Raw genomic sequence first — 16,899 nt, forward strand, 5'->3', positions numbered from 1 at the left:
GACCATTGAGACTCTGGTTCGGCAGTTTTCCCTGTTAGTGCGAGATAGATCGACATTACGTTGTCGCGTGCCAGAAACAATGCAGGGGCCGTGCCGGACACAGGGATTATTTTGCGCCAAGAGAAAAAAATCTGGCGAAAGGTTGTTCAAAAATCCACCAGTCCCGGTATGATCGCGCGCCCTGATGCACACGCTGGTAACAACCGATGATGAAGCCCAACCTGATCGCCGCCGCGGAGATCGATCGCCTCGATACCTGGGCCAAGTACTCTGCCCCGATGTGCGGTTCCTGCGTGTCCAGCTGCTGTACCTTGCCAGTCGAGGTCAAGATCAAGGATCTGATCCGTATCGGCATCGTCGATGAGTTCGAGCGTGGCGATCCGCCGAAGAACATCGCCAAGCGTTTGCAGAAGGAAGGGATCGTCGAGCGCTATAACCAGAAGTCCGAGATCTTCACCCTTCAGCGCATGAGCAACAACGATTGCCTGTACCTGGATCGCAAGAGCCGTCTGTGCACTATTTATGATAAGCGCCCGGACACCTGCCGCAACCACCCGAAGATCGGACCGCGACCGGGGTATTGCGCGTACAAGCCCAAAGAAGTGGTGCGCGAGAGCAATCCGCGGACGCTGGACAAGTTCTGATCCAGAATCCCGCTGCCTGACGGGGCCCCATCGCGTGCAAGCCCGCTCCCACAGGGTTCAGCACTGAACACAGATTATGTAAACACCACAAATCACTGTGGGAGCGGGCTTGCCCGCGATGGGGCCCGAACTGACACCACACAAACCCCAGACACAAAAAAACGCCCCCGACCTTGCGGTCGGGGGCGTTTTTTTAAGCGCTAACTAAGTCGAAACTCAGTTACCGGCTTTCTTGGCAGCGCGGGTACGCTCGCTTTCGCCCAGGATCTTCTTGCGAAGACGGATGGACTTAGGAGTGACTTCGCACAATTCGTCTTCTTGAACGAATTCCAGAGCCTGCTCCAGAGTGAAGCGGATAGGCGGAACCAGAGCGATGGTTTCGTCTTTACCCGAAGCACGCATGTTGTCGAGCTTCTTGCCTTTGGTTGGGTTGACGCCCAGGTCGTTGTCGCGGCTGTTGATGCCGACGATTTGACCTTCGTACACGTCTTCACCGTGACCCAGGAACAGTTTGCCGCGAGCTTGCAGGGTTTCCAGCGAGTAAGTCAGCGCCTTACCGGTAGCAACCGAAACCAGCACGCCGTTCTGACGGCCGGACATGTCGCCGGACTTCATCACGTCGTAACGGTCGAAGATCGAGGTCAGGATACCTGCACCGGAGGTCAGGGTCAGGAACTCGTTACGGAAACCGATCAGGCCACGAGCCGGGATGTTGTACTCAAGGCGCACACGGCCCTTGCCATCCGGAACCATGTTGGTCAGGTCGCCTTTACGGATACCGATCTGCTCCATGATCGAACCTTGCGATTCTTCTGGCAGGTCGATGGTCACGTTTTCGTACGGTTCGTGCTTGACGCCGTCAACCATGCGGATGATCACTTCCGGACGACCAACACCCATTTCGAAGCCTTCGCGACGCATGGTTTCGATCAGTACCGAGAGGTGCAGCTCACCACGGCCGGAGACTTTGAACTTGTCGGCGGTGTCGCCTTCTTCAACGCGCAGAGCAACGTTGTAGAGCAGTTCTTTGTCCAGACGTTCCTTGATGTTACGGCTGGTGACGAACTTGCCTTCTTTACCGCAGAAAGGCGAGTCGTTTACCTGGAAGGTCATGGAAACGGTTGGCTCGTCAACGGTCAGCGGCTTCATCGCTTCGACGTTCAGTGGGTCGCACAGAGTGTCGGAGATGAACAGCTGGTCGAAGCCGCTGATGCAGACGATGTCGCCGGCAGCTGCTTCTTCAACGTCGATGCGGTGCAGGCCGTGGTGACCCATCAGCTTCAGGATACGACCGTTACGCTTCTTGCCGTCGGCGTCGATAGCGACAACCGGAGTGTTCGGCTTGATGCGACCACGAGCGATACGGCCAACGCCGATAACACCCAGGAAGCTGTTGTAGTCCAGAGCGGAGATTTGCATCTGGAACGGACCGTCACGGTCGACTTTCGGCGCAGGTACGTTGTCGACGATCGACTGGTACAGCGGGGTCATGTCTTCAGCCATGTCGGTGTGTTCCAGACCGGCAATGCCGTTCAGGGCCGAGGCGTAGACGACTTTGAAGTCCAGCTGTTCTTCGGTGGCACCGAGGTTGTCGAACAGGTCGAAGATCTGGTCCAGAACCCAGTCCGGACGCGCGCCTGGACGGTCAACCTTGTTGATCACCACGATTGGACGCAGGCCGGCTTCGAAAGCCTTCTTGGTCACGAAACGGGTTTGCGGCATAGGGCCGTCTTGAGCGTCAACCAGCAGCAGAACGGAGTCAACCATCGACATTACGCGTTCAACTTCGCCGCCGAAGTCGGCGTGGCCCGGGGTGTCCACGATGTTGATGTGGTAGCCGTTCCAGTTGATGGCGGTGTTTTTCGCCAGAATGGTAATACCGCGCTCTTTCTCCTGGTCGTTGGAGTCCATCACGCGCTCGTCGTTGAGCTCGTTGCGCTCCAGGGTGCCGGATTGACGCAAGAGTTTGTCTACCAGGGTGGTTTTACCATGGTCAACGTGAGCAATGATGGCGATGTTGCGTAGATTTTCGATCACTTGTGTATCTCGATCAGAGGATTCGGTGTGCTGACAAGTCTTGGCAGCGATTTACAGTAGAGTCCGGCAAAGCCGTTACAGCTTGACGGCGGCGTCGGGGGGCCGGTGACGCAGGCCACAGGCAAACAGCCCCGGGCACTTAGCTCGGTCGATAAACGCGCACATTGGCATGCCCCTCACTGAGCAAATGGTGGGCATGCAGGCGACTCATCACGCCTTTGTCGCAATACAACAGGTACTGGCGAGTAGGGTCCAGTTCCTTGAAACGAGCGTTCAATGCATAAAACGGCATCGTCTGCACCTCAATGCCAGCAAGTTCCAGCGGCTCGTCTTCAGCGGCATCCGGGTGACGGATGTCGATGATGATCTGGCCCGCCAGTGCTTCGCTGACTTCTTCGATCTGCAAATCCTGGCCCAATTCGTCGATCACGCGATCGATCGGCACCAGTTTGGCGTTCTCGAGCGCACGCTCAAGCACCGCCATGTCGAATTCTTTCTCTTCATGCTCCACACGCGGACGCTTGGCGTGGGTCTTTGGGTTCACCGAGATGACCCCGCAGTATTCCGGCATGTGCTTGGCGAAATCGGCAGTACCGATTTCGTTGGCCAGGTCGATGATGTCCTGCTTGTGACTGGCGATCAGCGGACGCAAGACCAGCTTGTCGGTCACGCAGTCGATCACGGACAGGTTCGGCAACGTCTGGCTCGACACCTGGGAAATCGCTTCGCCGGTGACCAGCGCTTCGATCTCCAGCCGATCAGCAATACGGGAAGCAGCGCGCAACATCATACGCTTCAAAACTACACCCATATGACTGTTATCGACTTTCCCGAGAATTTCTCCCAGTACTTCCTCGAACGGCACACTGACAAATAACACGCGTTGGGAGCTGCCGTACTTCTTCCAGATGAAGTGCGCGACTTCCATGACGCCCAGTTCATGGGCACGTCCGCCCAGATTGAAGAAGCAGAAATGGCTCATCAGCCCGCGGCGCATGATCTGGTAGGCGGCGACGGTGGAATCGAAGCCGCCGGACATCAGTACAAGCGTCTGTTCCAGGGCACCCAGCGGATAACCGCCGATGCTGTTGTGCTGGCTGTGGATCACGAACAACCGTTTGTCGCGAATTTCGATGCGAACTTCAATTTCCGGCTCTTTGAGCGAGATTCCGGCGGCGCCACACTGACGACGCAGTTGGCTGCCGACGTATTTCTCGACGTCCATGGAGCTGAACTCGTGCTTGCCGGCACGCTTGCAGCGCACCGAAAAGATCTTCCCGGCCAGGGCGTCACCGAAATGCTGCTTGCACTTGGCGACGATGTCGTCGAAGTCGCCCAACGGGTATTCATCGACCTGCAGGAAATGCGCGATGCCCGGCATGCAGCTCAGGCGCTCGGTCATCTCCTTCAGGGCTTTCGGCTCGCTGACGCGGGTTTCCAGCTCGAGATTGTCCCACACACCGTTCACCACCACGGCCGGGTCCAGATCGCGGAGCACGGTACGGATGTTTTTGGCCAACTGGCGGATGAAACGCATCCGTACCGGGCGGCTCTTGATGGTGATCTCGGGGAAGACTTTTACGATTAGTTTCATGAAAACAGCGCGCGCTGGGCCAGCCGAAAAAGGGGGGCGCGGATTATAGCGGAAATTGCTCAAGGTTTAACCAGTTAATGTGCAGAAGGTTTTGCGCGCACCAAAACAGGTCATTTATGGATTTCAACGCTACATTACAGGGCGAGGTTTGGCGCTTTTCGAGGCTTTGCACCTTTATAAGCGTGATATTGGGGCAAAAAACCCATGGTGGGGCACTGGCATGCAATTTGCTCCCTTGTGAGGCAGGTTGCCTTGGCAGAGTATTCGCGCCGGCATCACCCACATTCTAAGGGCATCCACTACTAAGCCCGAAGCCACCCGGAGGACACTATGTCGAAGTCGGTTCAACTCATCAAAGATCATGACGTCAAGTGGATTGATCTGCGCTTCACGGACACCAAAGGCACTCAGCACCACGTGACCATGCCGGCTCGCGATGGGCTGGATGAAGCTTTCTTCGAAGAAGGCAAAATGTTCGACGGTTCCTCCATCGCTGGCTGGAAAGGCATCGAAGCTTCCGACATGATCCTGATGCCGGACGACAGCACTGCCGTTCTCGACCCGTTCACCGAAGAGCCGACCCTGATCCTGGTTTGCGACGTGATCGAGCCTTCGACCATGCAAGGCTACGACCGTGATCCACGTGCGATCGCCAAGCGTGCCGAGGAATACCTGAAATCGACCGGTATCGGCGACACCGTATTCGTGGGCCCAGAGCCAGAGTTCTTCATCTTCGACGAAGTGAAGTTCAAGTCCGACATCTCCGGTTCGATGTTCAAAATCTTCTCCGAACAAGGTTCGTGGATGTCCGACCAGGACGTGGAAGGCGGCAACAAAGGCCACCGTCCAGGCGTCAAAGGCGGCTACTTCCCTGTTCCGCCGTTCGACCACGACCACGAAATCCGTACCTCCATGTGCAACGCCATGGAAGAAATGGGCCTGGTCATCGAAGTTCACCACCACGAAGTGGCGACTGCCGGTCAGAACGAAATCGGCGTGAAGTTCAACACCCTGGTGGCCAAGGCTGACGAAGTTCAGACCCTGAAATACTGCGTACACAACGTTGCTGACGCATACGGCCGCACCGCGACCTTCATGCCTAAGCCTCTGTACGGCGATAACGGTTCGGGTATGCACGTTCACCTGTCCATCGCCAAAGATGGCAAGAACACCTTCGCTGGCGAAGGCTATGCCGGCCTGTCCGATACCGCTCTGTACTTCATTGGCGGCATCATCAAGCACGGTAAGGCTCTGAACGGCTTCACCAACCCGTCGACCAACTCCTACAAGCGTCTGGTCCCAGGTTTCGAAGCTCCAGTGATGCTGGCTTACTCGGCTCGCAACCGTTCGGCTTCGATCCGTATTCCTTACGTGTCCAGCCCTCGCGCTCGCCGTATCGAAGCTCGCTTCCCGGATCCAGCAGCCAACCCGTACCTGGGCTTCGCTGCACTGTTGATGGCTGGCCTGGACGGCATCCAGAACAAGATCCACCCTGGCGACGCAGCTGACAAAAACCTGTACGACCTGCCGCCTGAAGAGGCGAAAGAGATCCCACAAGTTTGCGGCAGCCTGAAAGAAGCCTTGGAAGAGCTGGACAAAGGTCGTGCGTTCCTGACCAAAGGCGGCGTGTTCTCCGATGACTTCATCGACGCTTACATCGCTCTGAAAAGCGAAGAAGAAATCAAGGTTCGTACCTTCGTACACCCACTGGAATATGAGCTGTACTACAGCTGCTGATCCGGTAACGCCGCGCTACGCGGCGTGACAAAAGAGAGGCCTCCTTCGGGAGGCCTTTTTTATGGGCGACCGTCTGTCATCGGATACCCGGTTGCGTGCATCATGGCCTTCATCCGATAAAGCCGAGATGCCCCATGCGCCTACACCCATGCCTTGCCCTGCTCACCGCCCTGCTGGCCAACAGCGCTTTTGCCAGCCCGGCACCTGCCGCCCTCGCTCTGTTGCTTGGCACCATCGAAGAACGTCTGGCGATTGCCGATCAGGTCGCGCTGAGCAAATGGGACAGCGGTAAACCGGTCGAAGACCGGCAGCGCGAGCGCGAAGTCATTGCCGCCGCCGTCGCCCTGGCACCTGCCTATAAATTGAGCAACGAAGCCGTCGAACAGTTCTTCTCGGCGCAGATCGAGGCCAACAAGCTGGTGCAATACGCGCATCTGTCTGACTGGCATGCGCAAGGCAAGGCGCCCAACGACCCTCGCCCCGATCTCGTCGGGCAGATCCGCCCACAACTTGATCAGTTACAAAAACGCCTGCTGCAACAACTGGCCGATTTCAGTCCTTATCGCAACGACCCGCAGTGCCCGTCGTGGCTGGCCAAGGCCAATAAAACCGGCGCCCAAGCGCCATTGCGCGGGCTTGCCCAGGTACGCGCCACCGCTGAGTTGTGCAGCGCCAGCCGCTGAGCCGACCTGCCGACGTGCGCTGAAGTGCTCTATGCTCAGCGCTTAGTCGCCATGAACGGAACAGGGCCGGACACTTGCCCAACGGCCAATGGAAGCCTGCAATGCGCTCATTGTTGTTATGCCTGCTTGTTCTGATCGCCCTGCCCGCCGCCGCGCAGATCTACAAGTACACCGACGCCAACGGCAACACCGCGTACAGCAATCAACCGCCCGATGGCGTAAAGGCTCAGCCCGTGGAGTTGCCACCGCTCAACAGCGTCGAGCTTCAACCGCCGAGCGAGCCTGTAGCGCCTGCGCAAGCCAGTAGCCGTGAACAACCCGGCAGCGCCTATCAGGTGCTGGAATTGACGGGGCTGCCCACCGAAGAAGCCTTGCGCGCCAACAATGGCACGTTCACGGTCAGCGTATTGATCCAGCCGCGCCTGCAAGGCTCTCATCGATTGAGGCTGTTACTGGACGATCAACCCTACGGCCAACCGAGCAACGTACCGATTCTGCAACTGGTGAACATCGACCGTGGCGAACACCGCCTCGCGGTTCAGGTGATCAATGGGCAAGACGTCGTGCAACAGAGCCCCACTGTGACCTTCACCGTGCAACGGGTGCATAAGCCTTGAGGGTCTGGCTGTTGGTCGCTTGCCTGATCAGTCTCCCGGCAATGGCCGAGGTCTTCACTTACATCGACGCCCAAGGCAACCGGGTTTTCACTGATCAACCGGGCACCCGTAATGCCAAGCGTGTGCCACTGGCGACCAGCAATCGAATGTCGGCCAACCCGAGCGGCGCCGCGCCAATGACGGCCGCGAAAAACCAGGCCAAACCCCTGTTTCATTACGACATGCTTCGTGTGCTGGTGCCGGAGCCGGATGCCACGATCCGTAGCACTGCCGGTGAATTGATCGTCAGCGTTACCAGCGAACCCGGCCTGCAACAGGGCCATCGCTATCGTCTGCTGCTGGATGGCCAACCCACCGCCGAGCCGGGCCCGAGCCCGGTGTTCGCCCTGAGCGACATCGACCGCGGCAGCCACCATCTGTCGGTGGAGATCCTCGACGAACAGGGCCGTACCGTCGAACGCACGGCCAACCAACCCTTCCATATGCAGCGCATTTCCCTCGCGCAGAAACGTCAGGTCAAACCCTGCGTCCTCAGCGACTACGGCCAACGGCCGGAATGCCCCCTCAAAGACAAACCTGAAGAAGAAAGCTCCTTCTGGCGCTAATACCAGTCAGTTAAGGCGCAGAACCTGTGGGAGCGTGGCTTGCCCGCGAAGAACGATGACGCGTAATACCTGAAAAACCGCGGTGCATTCTTCGCGGGCAAGCCACGCTCCCACAGGATTCTCGTCGCTCAAATGTCTTCACCACAGGCTCTGCACTTGGCCTGACCTCCTTCCTGCCCTTCTTCTAACTTCGTTCAGGTTTGCGCACTATATTGGTGCAATAGAGTGCACAGTACTCACATCCCAACCCATTTTGGTTCGAAAGTACCCGCGAAAGCTGGCAGAACGCCACGCAAATGAGCGTCAAACGCCTGTTTCAGGCTCTAAACGCTTCTTTTCGGAGCCTTGGTTTGGTTTTTGCATTTTCCCCGTATCGGCGCGTTATTCATGCGCATGCCCTGCTCCAAAAGAGGTCCTGATGACCATTAGCGACGCACTACACCGCTTGCTACTCGACAACCTGACCACCGCAACCATTCTGCTCGACGCCGAACTGCGCCTTGAGTACATGAACCCGGCGGCGGAGATGCTCCTGGCCATCAGCGGCCAGCGTAGCCATGGGCAGTTCATCAGTGAGTTGTTCACCGAATCCACCGAGGCGCTGAACTCCCTGCGCCAGGCAGTCGAGCAGGCACACCCGTTCACCAAGCGTGAAGCGATGCTCACCGCCCTCACCGGCCAGACCCTGACCGTCGACTACGCGGTAACGCCGATCCTGAGCAATGGCGATACGCTGCTGTTGCTGGAGGTTCACCCGCGCGACCGCTTGCTGCGGATCACCAAGGAAGAGGCGCAGTTGTCGAAGCAAGAAACCAGCAAGATGCTGGTACGCGGCCTCGCCCACGAAATCAAAAATCCTCTGGGCGGGATTCGCGGCGCGGCTCAGTTGCTCGCCCGTGAATTGCCGGAAGAAAGCCTGCGCGATTACACCAACGTCATCATTGAAGAGGCCGATCGCCTGCGCAATCTGGTGGATCGCATGCTCGGCTCCAACAAATTGCCGTCATTGGCCATGTGCAACGTCCATGAAGTGCTGGAGCGCGTGGGTCAGTTGGTGGAGGCCGAAAGTCAGGGCTGCATCACTTTGGTGCGCGACTACGACCCAAGCATTCCGGATGTGTTGATTGATCGCGAACAGATGATTCAGGCCGTCCTGAACATCGTGCGCAACGCGATGCAGGCCATCAGCAGCCAGAACGAGCTGCGCCTTGGCCGCATCAGCTTGCGGACCCGCGCCATGCGCCAGTTCACCATCGGCCACGTGCGCCATCGCCTGGTGACCAAGATCGAAATCATCGACAACGGCCCGGGGATCCCCGCCGAGCTACAGGAAACCATCTTCTTCCCCATGGTCAGCGGCCGTCCGGACGGTACCGGGCTGGGCCTGGCCATTACCCAGAACATCATCAGCCAGCACCAGGGCCTGATCGAATGTGACAGCCATCCAGGCCACACCACGTTCTCGATCTTTCTGCCACTGGAACAAGGAGCCACATCGACATGAGCCGTAGTGAAACCGTGTGGATCGTCGATGACGACCGTTCTATCCGTTGGGTCCTGGAAAAGGCCTTGCAGCAGGAAGGCATGACCACGCAAAGCTTCGACAGCGCCGATGGCGTGATGAGCCGCCTGGCGCGCCAGCAGCCGGACGTGATCATCTCCGACATCCGCATGCCGGGTGCCAGCGGTCTGGACCTTCTGGCGCGGATTCGCGAACAACACCCACGGCTGCCAGTGATCATCATGACCGCGCACTCCGATCTGGACAGCGCTGTCGCGTCCTATCAGGGCGGCGCATTCGAATACCTGCCCAAGCCGTTCGATGTCGACGAAGCCGTCTCTCTGGTCAAGCGCGCCAACCAGCACGCTCAGGAACAGCAAGGCATGGAAGTCCCGGTCGCCCTGACCCGCACACCGGAAATCATCGGCGAAGCACCGGCGATGCAGGAAGTGTTTCGCGCCATCGGGCGCTTGAGCCACTCCAACATCACCGTGCTGATCAATGGCGAATCCGGTACCGGTAAAGAACTGGTGGCCCACGCCCTGCACCGTCACAGCCCACGGGCGGCCTCGCCGTTCATTGCGCTGAACATGGCGGCGATCCCCAAGGATCTGATGGAATCCGAGTTGTTCGGCCATGAAAAAGGCGCGTTCACCGGCGCGGCCAACCTGCGTCGCGGGCGTTTTGAGCAGGCCGATGGCGGCACGCTGTTCCTCGATGAAATCGGCGACATGCCGGCGGACACCCAGACCCGCTTGCTGCGGGTACTGGCGGACGGCGAGTTTTACCGCGTTGGCGGTCATGTGCCGGTGAAAGTCGATGTGCGAATCATCGCCGCGACGCACCAGAATCTGGAAACCCTGGTGCATGCCGGAAAATTCCGTGAGGACTTGTTCCACCGCCTCAACGTGATCCGCATCCACATTCCACGGCTGTCGGACCGTCGCGAAGACATCCCGACCCTGGCCAAACACTTCCTAAGTCGCGCCGCGCAAGAACTGGCGGTGGAACCGAAGCTGCTGAAAAGCGAAACCGAGGAATACCTGAAAAACCTGCCGTGGCCAGGCAACGTGCGCCAGCTGGAAAACACCTGCCGCTGGATCACTGTGATGGCTTCGGGTCGCGAAGTGCACATCAGCGATCTGCCGCCGGAACTGCTGAGCCTGCCGCAGGATTCGGCGCCGGTCACCAATTGGGAGCAAGCGCTGCGTCAGTGGGCTGATCAGGCGCTGGCTCGCGGTCAGTCGAGCCTGCTCGACAGCGCCGTGCCAGCTTTCGAGCGGATCATGATCGAAACCGCCCTCAAACACACCGCCGGCCGCCGCCGCGATGCTGCCGTTTTGCTGGGTTGGGGCCGTAATACCCTGACGCGCAAGATCAAGGAATTGGGGATGAAGGTTGATGGTGGGGATGATGATGAGGGTGATGAGGGCTAAACAGCCTTTAGTTCTTCGTTGACCGCCAGATCCAATCGCGGGCAAGCCCGCTCCCACAGGATTTTCAGTGGTTTCACCATCGCGTGAACACCGTTGAACCTTGTGGGAGCGGGCTTGCCCGCGATGCTTTTGGGGCCACCGTGCACCGACTGAATGCACCATGAACTGCAATCGCGCACGACAACCGATCCAAAACCCCACCTCCACCTGCAAGAAAACCCCTATTACATAAACACAAAAGCCCCGGATTACGGGGCTTTCAGGGCTACTCGACGACTTTCTGTTGCAAGTTATTAAAAACTGGCACGCCCCCTGCAATAGTCCAATCAGTGATTCGATTCACTACCCAGTTTCGGGGACCTTGGTACAGGCAGGCCGGGGATTCCCCTCTTTACACCGGGCTCATACCGCAACAGCGACGAGCCCATCCCGTTTTGGGGTCCTTGGTACAGGCAGGCCGGGGATTCCCTCTTTACACCGGGCTCACGCGGCAATGCGCGAGCCCTCCCGTTTTGGGAACCTTGGTACAGGCAGGCCGGGGATTCCCTCTTTTATTGCTCTCGGAGATGGATCTCCAGCCGCCAGCGGTCATCGACCTCGCTACCGACCCACTCGCCCTGCAGCGGCCGGGCCGCCACCACCGTCAACAACAATCCCCCATCACTCAACCGCGTTCGCCAGTTCACGTCCTTGCCGTTGAGCTTGAGCTGACCTTTCTGCGCATGGCCTTCAGCCTCGAACAACAGCGCCACGCTGCCGTCGACTATCTCGCCGTGGGTTTTGGGTTCGTTGTTGAACCACACCACCAGTCCATCGTTCGTCACCTCGACCTGCTGCAAAACGCTGGGGTCGGGCGCGGTCAGGCGACCGATCATCAGGCCCACCATCACCCCGACAATCGCCAGCGAAGCCATCACTCGCGGGAATAGTTTCGAACGAGGGTCCTTTGGCGGCGTAGAATGCCCGTCATCTTTACCTTCGGAGCCGTGCATGTTTCACGTCATCCTTTTCCAACCAGAAATTCCGCCGAATACCGGCAACGTTATCAGGCTGTGCGCCAACAGTGGCTGCCACCTGCATTTGATCGAACCGCTGGGCTTCGAGATGGACGACAAGCGTCTGCGCCGGGCCGGCCTCGATTACCATGAGTATGCCACCCTGCAACGCCATGCGGACCTCGCCAGCTGCCTGGAAAGCCTCGGCCATCCTCGGCTGTTCGCCTTTACCACCAAGGGCTCGCGGCCATTTCACGACGCCAGCTTCGCCGAGGGCGATGCCTTCCTGTTCGGCCCGGAAAGCCGCGGCTTGCCGGCCGACGTGCTCGACGCCCTGCCCGGCGAACAACGTCTGCGCTTGCCGATGCGCGAAGGCTGTCGCAGCCTGAACCTGTCCAACACCGTGGCCGTCGCCGTGTATGAAGGCTGGCGCCAGCTTGGGTTCAAGTAACCCCGCGACTGATCGTCCCCACGCTCCGCGTGGGAATGCAGCCCGTGACGCTCCGCGTCACTGGACGCGGAGCGTCCCTAGAGGCATTCCCACGCAGAGCGTGGGAACGATCATCTCCCGCCCAAGAAAAAAGCGCCTGTTATGGCGCTTTTTTCGTTACTGCATCGACCGCTTATTGAACGGTCGGAGTCTCGCCAGCCGCCTGCATGCGTTGCAGCTCTTGTGCGTACAGCGCGTCGAAGTTCACCGGGGCCAGCATCAGGGCCGGGAACGAACCGCGGGTCACCAGGCTGTCCAGGGTTTCGCGAGCGTACGGGAACAGGATGTTCGGGCAGAACGCGCCGAGGGTGTGGCTCATCGAAGCGTCGTCCAGGTTCTTGATCAGGAAGATCCCGGCCTGTTGCACTTCAGCAATGAACGCCACTTCTTCACCGTTTTTCACGGTGACCGACAGGGTCAGCACGACTTCGTGGAAGTCGCCTTCCAGAGCCTTCTGGCGAGTGTTCAGATCCAGACCGACGCTCGGCTCCCACTGCTGGCGAAAGATCGCCGGGCTTTTCGGGGCTTCGAAGGACAAGTCGCGTACGTAGATGCGCTGCAAGGAGAATTGCGGTGCGGTTTCTTCTTCGCTAGCTGCAGTGTTCTGTTGGTCAGTCATCTCAGATCCTTTCTGATCTCGGGTCTTGTAGGGTTGGCTATTTCAAGTAAGGCAGTCAGGCCTTGAGCATGGCGTCGAGCTTACCGGCGCGCTCCAGGGCAAACAAATCATCACAGCCGCCAACGTGGGTGCTGCCGATCCAGATCTGCGGCACGGACGTTCGTCCGGCCTTCTGGGCCATCGCGGCACGCACCTGCGGCTTGCCATCGACCTTGATCTCTTCGAAGGCTACGCCTTTGTTCTCGAGCAAGTACTTGGCTCGCGAGCAATAAGGGCAGTAATCGCTGGAATAGACGACGACGTTGTTCATATCACTTCACCAGCGGCAGATTGTCGGCTTTCCAGCTGGAAATACCGCCGGACAGCTTGGCGGCGGTGAAGCCGGCTTTCATCAGTTCCCGGGCATGAGTGCCGGCAGTCTGGCCCATGGCATCGACCAGGATAATGGTCTTGGCCTTGTGTTTTTCCAGTTCGCCGACGCGAGCGGTCAGTTTGTCGTGAGGAATGTTCAACGCGCCAACAATGTGACCAGCGGTGAAATCCTTGATCGGACGGATGTCGATCACCACGCCTGCGTCCTTGTTGACCAGCCCGGTCAGTTCACCGGTGCTCAGGCTGCGGCCGCCGCCTTGCATCTGATAAGCGATCAGCAACGCCAGCAGTACGACGAAGATACCGACGAGCAAATAGTGGTTAGTGGCAAATTCAATCAGGTGAGCAACCATCGAAGGAGGTTCCAGGGCGTTAAAATGTCGGCCAGTATACACAGCCACTATGGTGGGCCAAACCCCGTCCGGCGGTGACGCGGTCGGAACTTCGCTTTAAACTGCCACTCCCTTTTCCATCGCCTCTTTTAATTCAGCCACGAGTGGAATCCATGACTACCACGCCTAAACCTTTGGTCCTGATTATTCTCGACGGCTTCGGTCACAGTGAGAGCCCTGAATCCAACGCCATCTATGCGGCGAAGAAGCCCGTACTGGACCGCCTGTGGGCCACCGTGCCGAACGGCCTGATCTCGGGCAGCGGCATGGACGTCGGCTTGCCGGACGGCCAGATGGGCAACTCCGAAGTCGGTCACATGAACCTTGGCGCCGGCCGCGTGGTGTACCAGGACTTCACGCGTGTGACCAAAGCGATCCGCGACGGCGAGTTCTTCGAGAACCCGACCATCTGCGCCGCGGTGGATAAAGCCGTTGCTGCCGGCAAAGCCGTGCACTTCATGGGTCTGCTGTCCGATGGCGGCGTTCATAGCCACCAGGATCACCTGGTCGCCATGGCTGAACTGGCCTACAAGCGCGGCGCCGAGAAAATTTACCTGCATGCGTTCCTTGATGGCCGCGATACGCCACCGAAAAGCGCCCAGTCGTCGATCGAGTTGCTGGACGCGACCTTCCAGGCACTTGGCAAAGGCCGGATCGCCAGCATCATTGGCCGTTATTACGCCATGGACCGCGACAACCGTTGGGATCGCGTGTCCCAGGCCTACAACCTGATTGTCGATGGCACCAGCGAATTCAACGCCGCCACCGCACAGGAAGGCCTGCAAGCCGCTTACGAACGTGGCGAAAGCGACGAATTCGTCAAAGCCACCAGCATCGGTGAGCCAGTGAAGGTTGAAGACGGCGACGCCGTAGTCTTCATGAACTTCCGCGCCGACCGCGCTCGCGAGCTGACCCGCGTGTTCGTCGAAGACAATTTCAAGGAATTCGAACGCGCTCGCAAGCCTGCACTTTCCGGTTTCGTCATGCTGACCCAATACGCCGCCAGCATCCCCGCGCCGTCGGCCTTCGCCGCGAGCAGCCTGGACAACGTGCTGGGCGATTACCTGGCGAAAAACGGCAAGACGCAGCTGCGCATCGCTGAAACCGAGAAGTACGCCCACGTGACTTTCTTCTTCTCTGGCGGTCGCGAAGAACCGTTCCCGGGCGAAGAACGCATCCTGATCCCGTCGCCAAAAGTCGCCACCTATGACTTGCAGCCCGAGATGAGTGCCCCGGAAGTTACCGACCGCATCGTCGATGCCATTGAAAACCAGCGTTACGACGTGATCGTGGTCAACTACGCCAATGGCGACATGGTCGGCCATAGCGGCGTGTTCGAGGCGGCCGTCAAAGCGGTTGAATGCCTGGACCTGTGCGTGGGCCGTATCGTCGATGCGCTGGAAAAAGTCGGCGGCGAAGCCCTGATTACCGCTGACCATGGCAACGTCGAGCAAATGTCTGACGCGTCCACTGGCCAGGCGCACACCGCGCATACCACCGAGCCGGTGCCGTTCATCTATGTCGGCAAGCGTGATTTCAAGGTACGCGACGGCGGCGTGCTGGCGGATGTTGCGCCGACCATGCTGATGTTGCTGGGGCTTGAGAAGCCTGTGGAAATGACCGGAACTTCGATTCTAGTCTGATCAGATCCATCTGACGACGCCACACCCTGTGGGAGCGGGCTTGCCCGCGATAGCAATCTGACTGCCAACCTCTCTGTTGAATGTCAGGACGCCATCGCGGGCAAGCCCGCTCCCACATTGGTTTGCGGTGTTTTTCTGTCCAGTTATCACACAGCCCCAATTGGGCATTTTTTTTGCTGCGCTTGGCGGGCATACTAGGCCGTCCCTTTCCCTGGTGTCGCCCGCCTCTATGCTTCGCGTCCTGATAGCCCTCGCACTGACATGCCTGCTCCAACCGGCCTTTGCCGACGAGCGCACGCAAACCCAACAACAGTTGGACGCCACGCGTCAGGACATTGCCGAGCTGAAGAAACTGCTGGGTAAACTCCAGGAAGAAAAATCCGGAGTGCAGAAAGACCTCAAAGGCACCGAAACCGAGATGGGCAAGCTCGAGAAGCAGGTCGAAGCCCTGCAAAAAGAGCTGAAGAAAAGCGAATCCGAGCTGCAGCGACTCGATGCCGAGAAAAAAAAACTCCAGAGCGCGCGCATTGAACAGCAACGACTGATCGCCATCCAGGCCCGAGCGGCCTATCAGAATGGCCGCCAGGAGTACCTCAAGCTGCTGCTCAACCAGCAGAACCCGGAAAAATTCGCCCGCACCCTCACCTATTACGACTACCTGAGCCAGGCCCGCCTGGAGCAGCTGAAGAATTTCAACGAAACCCTGCGCCAACTGGCCAATGTCGAAAAAGACATCGGCCTGCAGCAGGCGCAATTGCTGGTGCAGAAAAGCAGCCTCGACACCCAGCGCGATGAACTCGACAAGGTCCGCAAGGAGCGTCAGCAAGTTCTGGCCAAGCTCAACGACGACGTGAAGGCCCGCGACCAGAAACTGGCGGCGCGCGAGCAGGATCAGGCGGACCTGTCTAAAGTCCTTAAAACCATTGAAGAAACCTTGGCCCGTCAGGCCCGAGAGGCGGAAGAAGCGCGGCAAAAAGCGCTGATCGCCCAGCAGGAAGCCGAAAAAAAGCGTTTACGTGAGGCTCAGGCTGCGGCAGATGCAGAGACAACCGACGCCCCACGCAAAACCGTTAAATCGACACCCGGCGCACTGGTTTCAAGTTCAGGCGAAACCTTTGGCGGCCCCTTTGCTTCCTCCCGCGGCAAACTTCCATGGCCGGTTGATGGTCGACTGCTGGCACGCTTCGGTGAAAGCCGTGGCGACGATGCCCGCACCAAATGGGACGGTGTGATGATCAGCGCCTCCGCCGGCAGCCAGGTGCATGCCGTTCACGGCGGCCGCGTGGTGTTTGCCGATTGGTTGCGAGGCGCCGGGTTGCTGGTGATCCTCGACCACGGCAACGGTTTTTTGAGTCTTTATGGTCACAACCAGACGCTGCTCAAGTCTGCGGGTGACGTGGTAAAAGCCGGTGAGTCCATCTCCACTGTCGGCAACAGTGGCGGGCAGGACACACCAGCGCTGTATTTCGCTATTCGTCAGCAGGGTCACCCGAGTGATCCGGCGCAATGGTGCCGCGCGCAAGGATAGGCGTTG

The 16,899-nt window shown here is 58.8% G+C and carries 16 protein-coding genes; 10 read left to right on the forward strand and 6 right to left on the reverse strand.

Translation table 11 applies throughout. From position 1 onward, the window contains the following. The first annotated feature begins 206 nt into the window (after positions 1-206). Positions 207-644, forward strand: coding sequence for a YkgJ family cysteine cluster protein (locus tag PSH88_RS28615; RefSeq protein ID WP_030129267.1), 438 nt, complete (start codon positions 207-209; stop codon positions 642-644). A gap of 216 nt (positions 645-860) precedes the next feature. Here PSH88_RS28615 and typA read toward each other — a convergent pair whose 3' ends face one another. Continuing rightward, positions 861-2,681 (reverse strand): translational GTPase TypA, encoded by a 1,821-nt coding sequence (gene typA / locus PSH88_RS28620; protein WP_007907857.1) that lies wholly within the window; start codon positions 2,679-2,681, stop codon positions 861-863. Positions 2,682-2,820: 139 nt separating this feature from the next. Next, on the reverse strand, positions 2,821-4,275 hold the full coding sequence (gene thiI, locus PSH88_RS28625) for a tRNA uracil 4-sulfurtransferase ThiI (protein WP_008005335.1): 1,455 nt from the start codon (positions 4,273-4,275) through the stop codon (positions 2,821-2,823). Positions 4,276-4,605: 330 nt separating this feature from the next. Here thiI and glnA point away from each other — a divergent pair, with 330 nt between their 5' ends. The 6 genes from glnA (at position 4,606) to ntrC (ending at position 10,854) form a co-directional block, all read left to right on the forward strand. Beyond that, entirely contained in the window at positions 4,606-6,012 is a 1,407-nt protein-coding gene (glnA, locus tag PSH88_RS28630; protein ID WP_007907861.1) for a glutamate--ammonia ligase, read from the forward strand. 134 nt (positions 6,013-6,146) lie between these two features. Next, positions 6,147-6,695 carry a chorismate mutase gene (locus PSH88_RS28635; protein WP_305424112.1) on the forward strand — a complete coding sequence of 183 codons (549 nt, stop codon included), beginning with the start codon at positions 6,147-6,149 and terminating at the stop codon, positions 6,693-6,695. A 101-nt stretch (positions 6,696-6,796) separates the two neighbouring features. Next, the gene (locus tag PSH88_RS28640; protein ID WP_305424113.1) at positions 6,797-7,312 is read left to right on the forward strand and encodes a DUF4124 domain-containing protein; all 516 of its coding nucleotides are present in this window, start codon (positions 6,797-6,799) and stop codon (positions 7,310-7,312) included. A 41-nt stretch (positions 7,313-7,353) separates the two neighbouring features. Beyond that, a complete protein-coding gene (locus PSH88_RS28645) occupies positions 7,354-7,917 on the forward strand; it encodes a DUF4124 domain-containing protein (protein ID WP_370694727.1) in 564 nt (187 codons plus the stop codon). Between the two features lie 418 nt (positions 7,918-8,335). Next, complete coding sequence (gene glnL, locus PSH88_RS28650) at positions 8,336-9,421, forward strand: nitrogen regulation protein NR(II) (protein ID WP_305424117.1); 1,086 nt, start codon at positions 8,336-8,338, stop codon at positions 9,419-9,421. Further along, positions 9,418-10,854 (forward strand): nitrogen regulation protein NR(I), encoded by a 1,437-nt coding sequence (gene ntrC, locus PSH88_RS28655; RefSeq protein ID WP_305424119.1) that lies wholly within the window; start codon positions 9,418-9,420, stop codon positions 10,852-10,854. The genes glnL and ntrC overlap by 4 nt, the downstream gene beginning before the upstream one ends. 551 nt (positions 10,855-11,405) lie before the next feature. On the opposite strand, the gene PSH88_RS28660 is transcribed toward ntrC, so the two are convergent. Continuing rightward, on the reverse strand, positions 11,406-11,846 hold the full coding sequence (locus PSH88_RS28660) for a hypothetical protein (protein WP_305424121.1): 441 nt from the start codon (positions 11,844-11,846) through the stop codon (positions 11,406-11,408). On the opposite strand from PSH88_RS28660, the gene PSH88_RS28665 reads away from it, so the two are divergent. Then, the gene (locus PSH88_RS28665; protein WP_133837827.1) at positions 11,845-12,300 is read left to right on the forward strand and encodes a tRNA (cytidine(34)-2'-O)-methyltransferase; all 456 of its coding nucleotides are present in this window, start codon (positions 11,845-11,847) and stop codon (positions 12,298-12,300) included. The two genes, PSH88_RS28660 and PSH88_RS28665, sit on opposite strands and share 2 nt — an antisense overlap. Positions 12,301-12,472: 172 nt before the next feature. Here PSH88_RS28665 and secB read toward each other — a convergent pair whose 3' ends face one another. From secB to PSH88_RS28680, 3 genes are read right to left on the reverse strand one after another with little or no spacing between them, the layout of a single operon-like run. Continuing rightward, a complete protein-coding gene (secB, locus tag PSH88_RS28670) occupies positions 12,473-12,958 on the reverse strand; it encodes a protein-export chaperone SecB (RefSeq protein ID WP_007897410.1) in 486 nt (161 codons plus the stop codon). Between the two features lie 55 nt (positions 12,959-13,013). Then, complete coding sequence (grxC, locus tag PSH88_RS28675; protein WP_007939440.1) at positions 13,014-13,268, reverse strand: glutaredoxin 3; 255 nt, start codon at positions 13,266-13,268, stop codon at positions 13,014-13,016. A 1-nt stretch (position 13,269) separates the two neighbouring features. Beyond that, the gene (locus PSH88_RS28680; protein ID WP_123361124.1) at positions 13,270-13,683 is read right to left on the reverse strand and encodes a rhodanese-like domain-containing protein; all 414 of its coding nucleotides are present in this window, start codon (positions 13,681-13,683) and stop codon (positions 13,270-13,272) included. A 152-nt stretch (positions 13,684-13,835) separates the two neighbouring features. Here PSH88_RS28680 and gpmI point away from each other — a divergent pair, with 152 nt between their 5' ends. Both gpmI and PSH88_RS28690 read left to right on the forward strand, forming a co-directional pair. After that, a complete protein-coding gene (gene gpmI / locus PSH88_RS28685) occupies positions 13,836-15,365 on the forward strand; it encodes a 2,3-bisphosphoglycerate-independent phosphoglycerate mutase (protein ID WP_305424123.1) in 1,530 nt (509 codons plus the stop codon). A 229-nt stretch (positions 15,366-15,594) separates the two neighbouring features. Beyond that, entirely contained in the window at positions 15,595-16,893 is a 1,299-nt protein-coding gene (locus PSH88_RS28690; protein WP_305424125.1) for a murein hydrolase activator EnvC family protein, read from the forward strand. The last annotated feature ends 6 nt before the right edge of the window (positions 16,894-16,899 follow it).

The organism is Pseudomonas wuhanensis (genome assembly GCF_030687395.1).
GTDB lineage: Bacteria > Pseudomonadota > Gammaproteobacteria > Pseudomonadales > Pseudomonadaceae > Aquipseudomonas > Aquipseudomonas wuhanensis.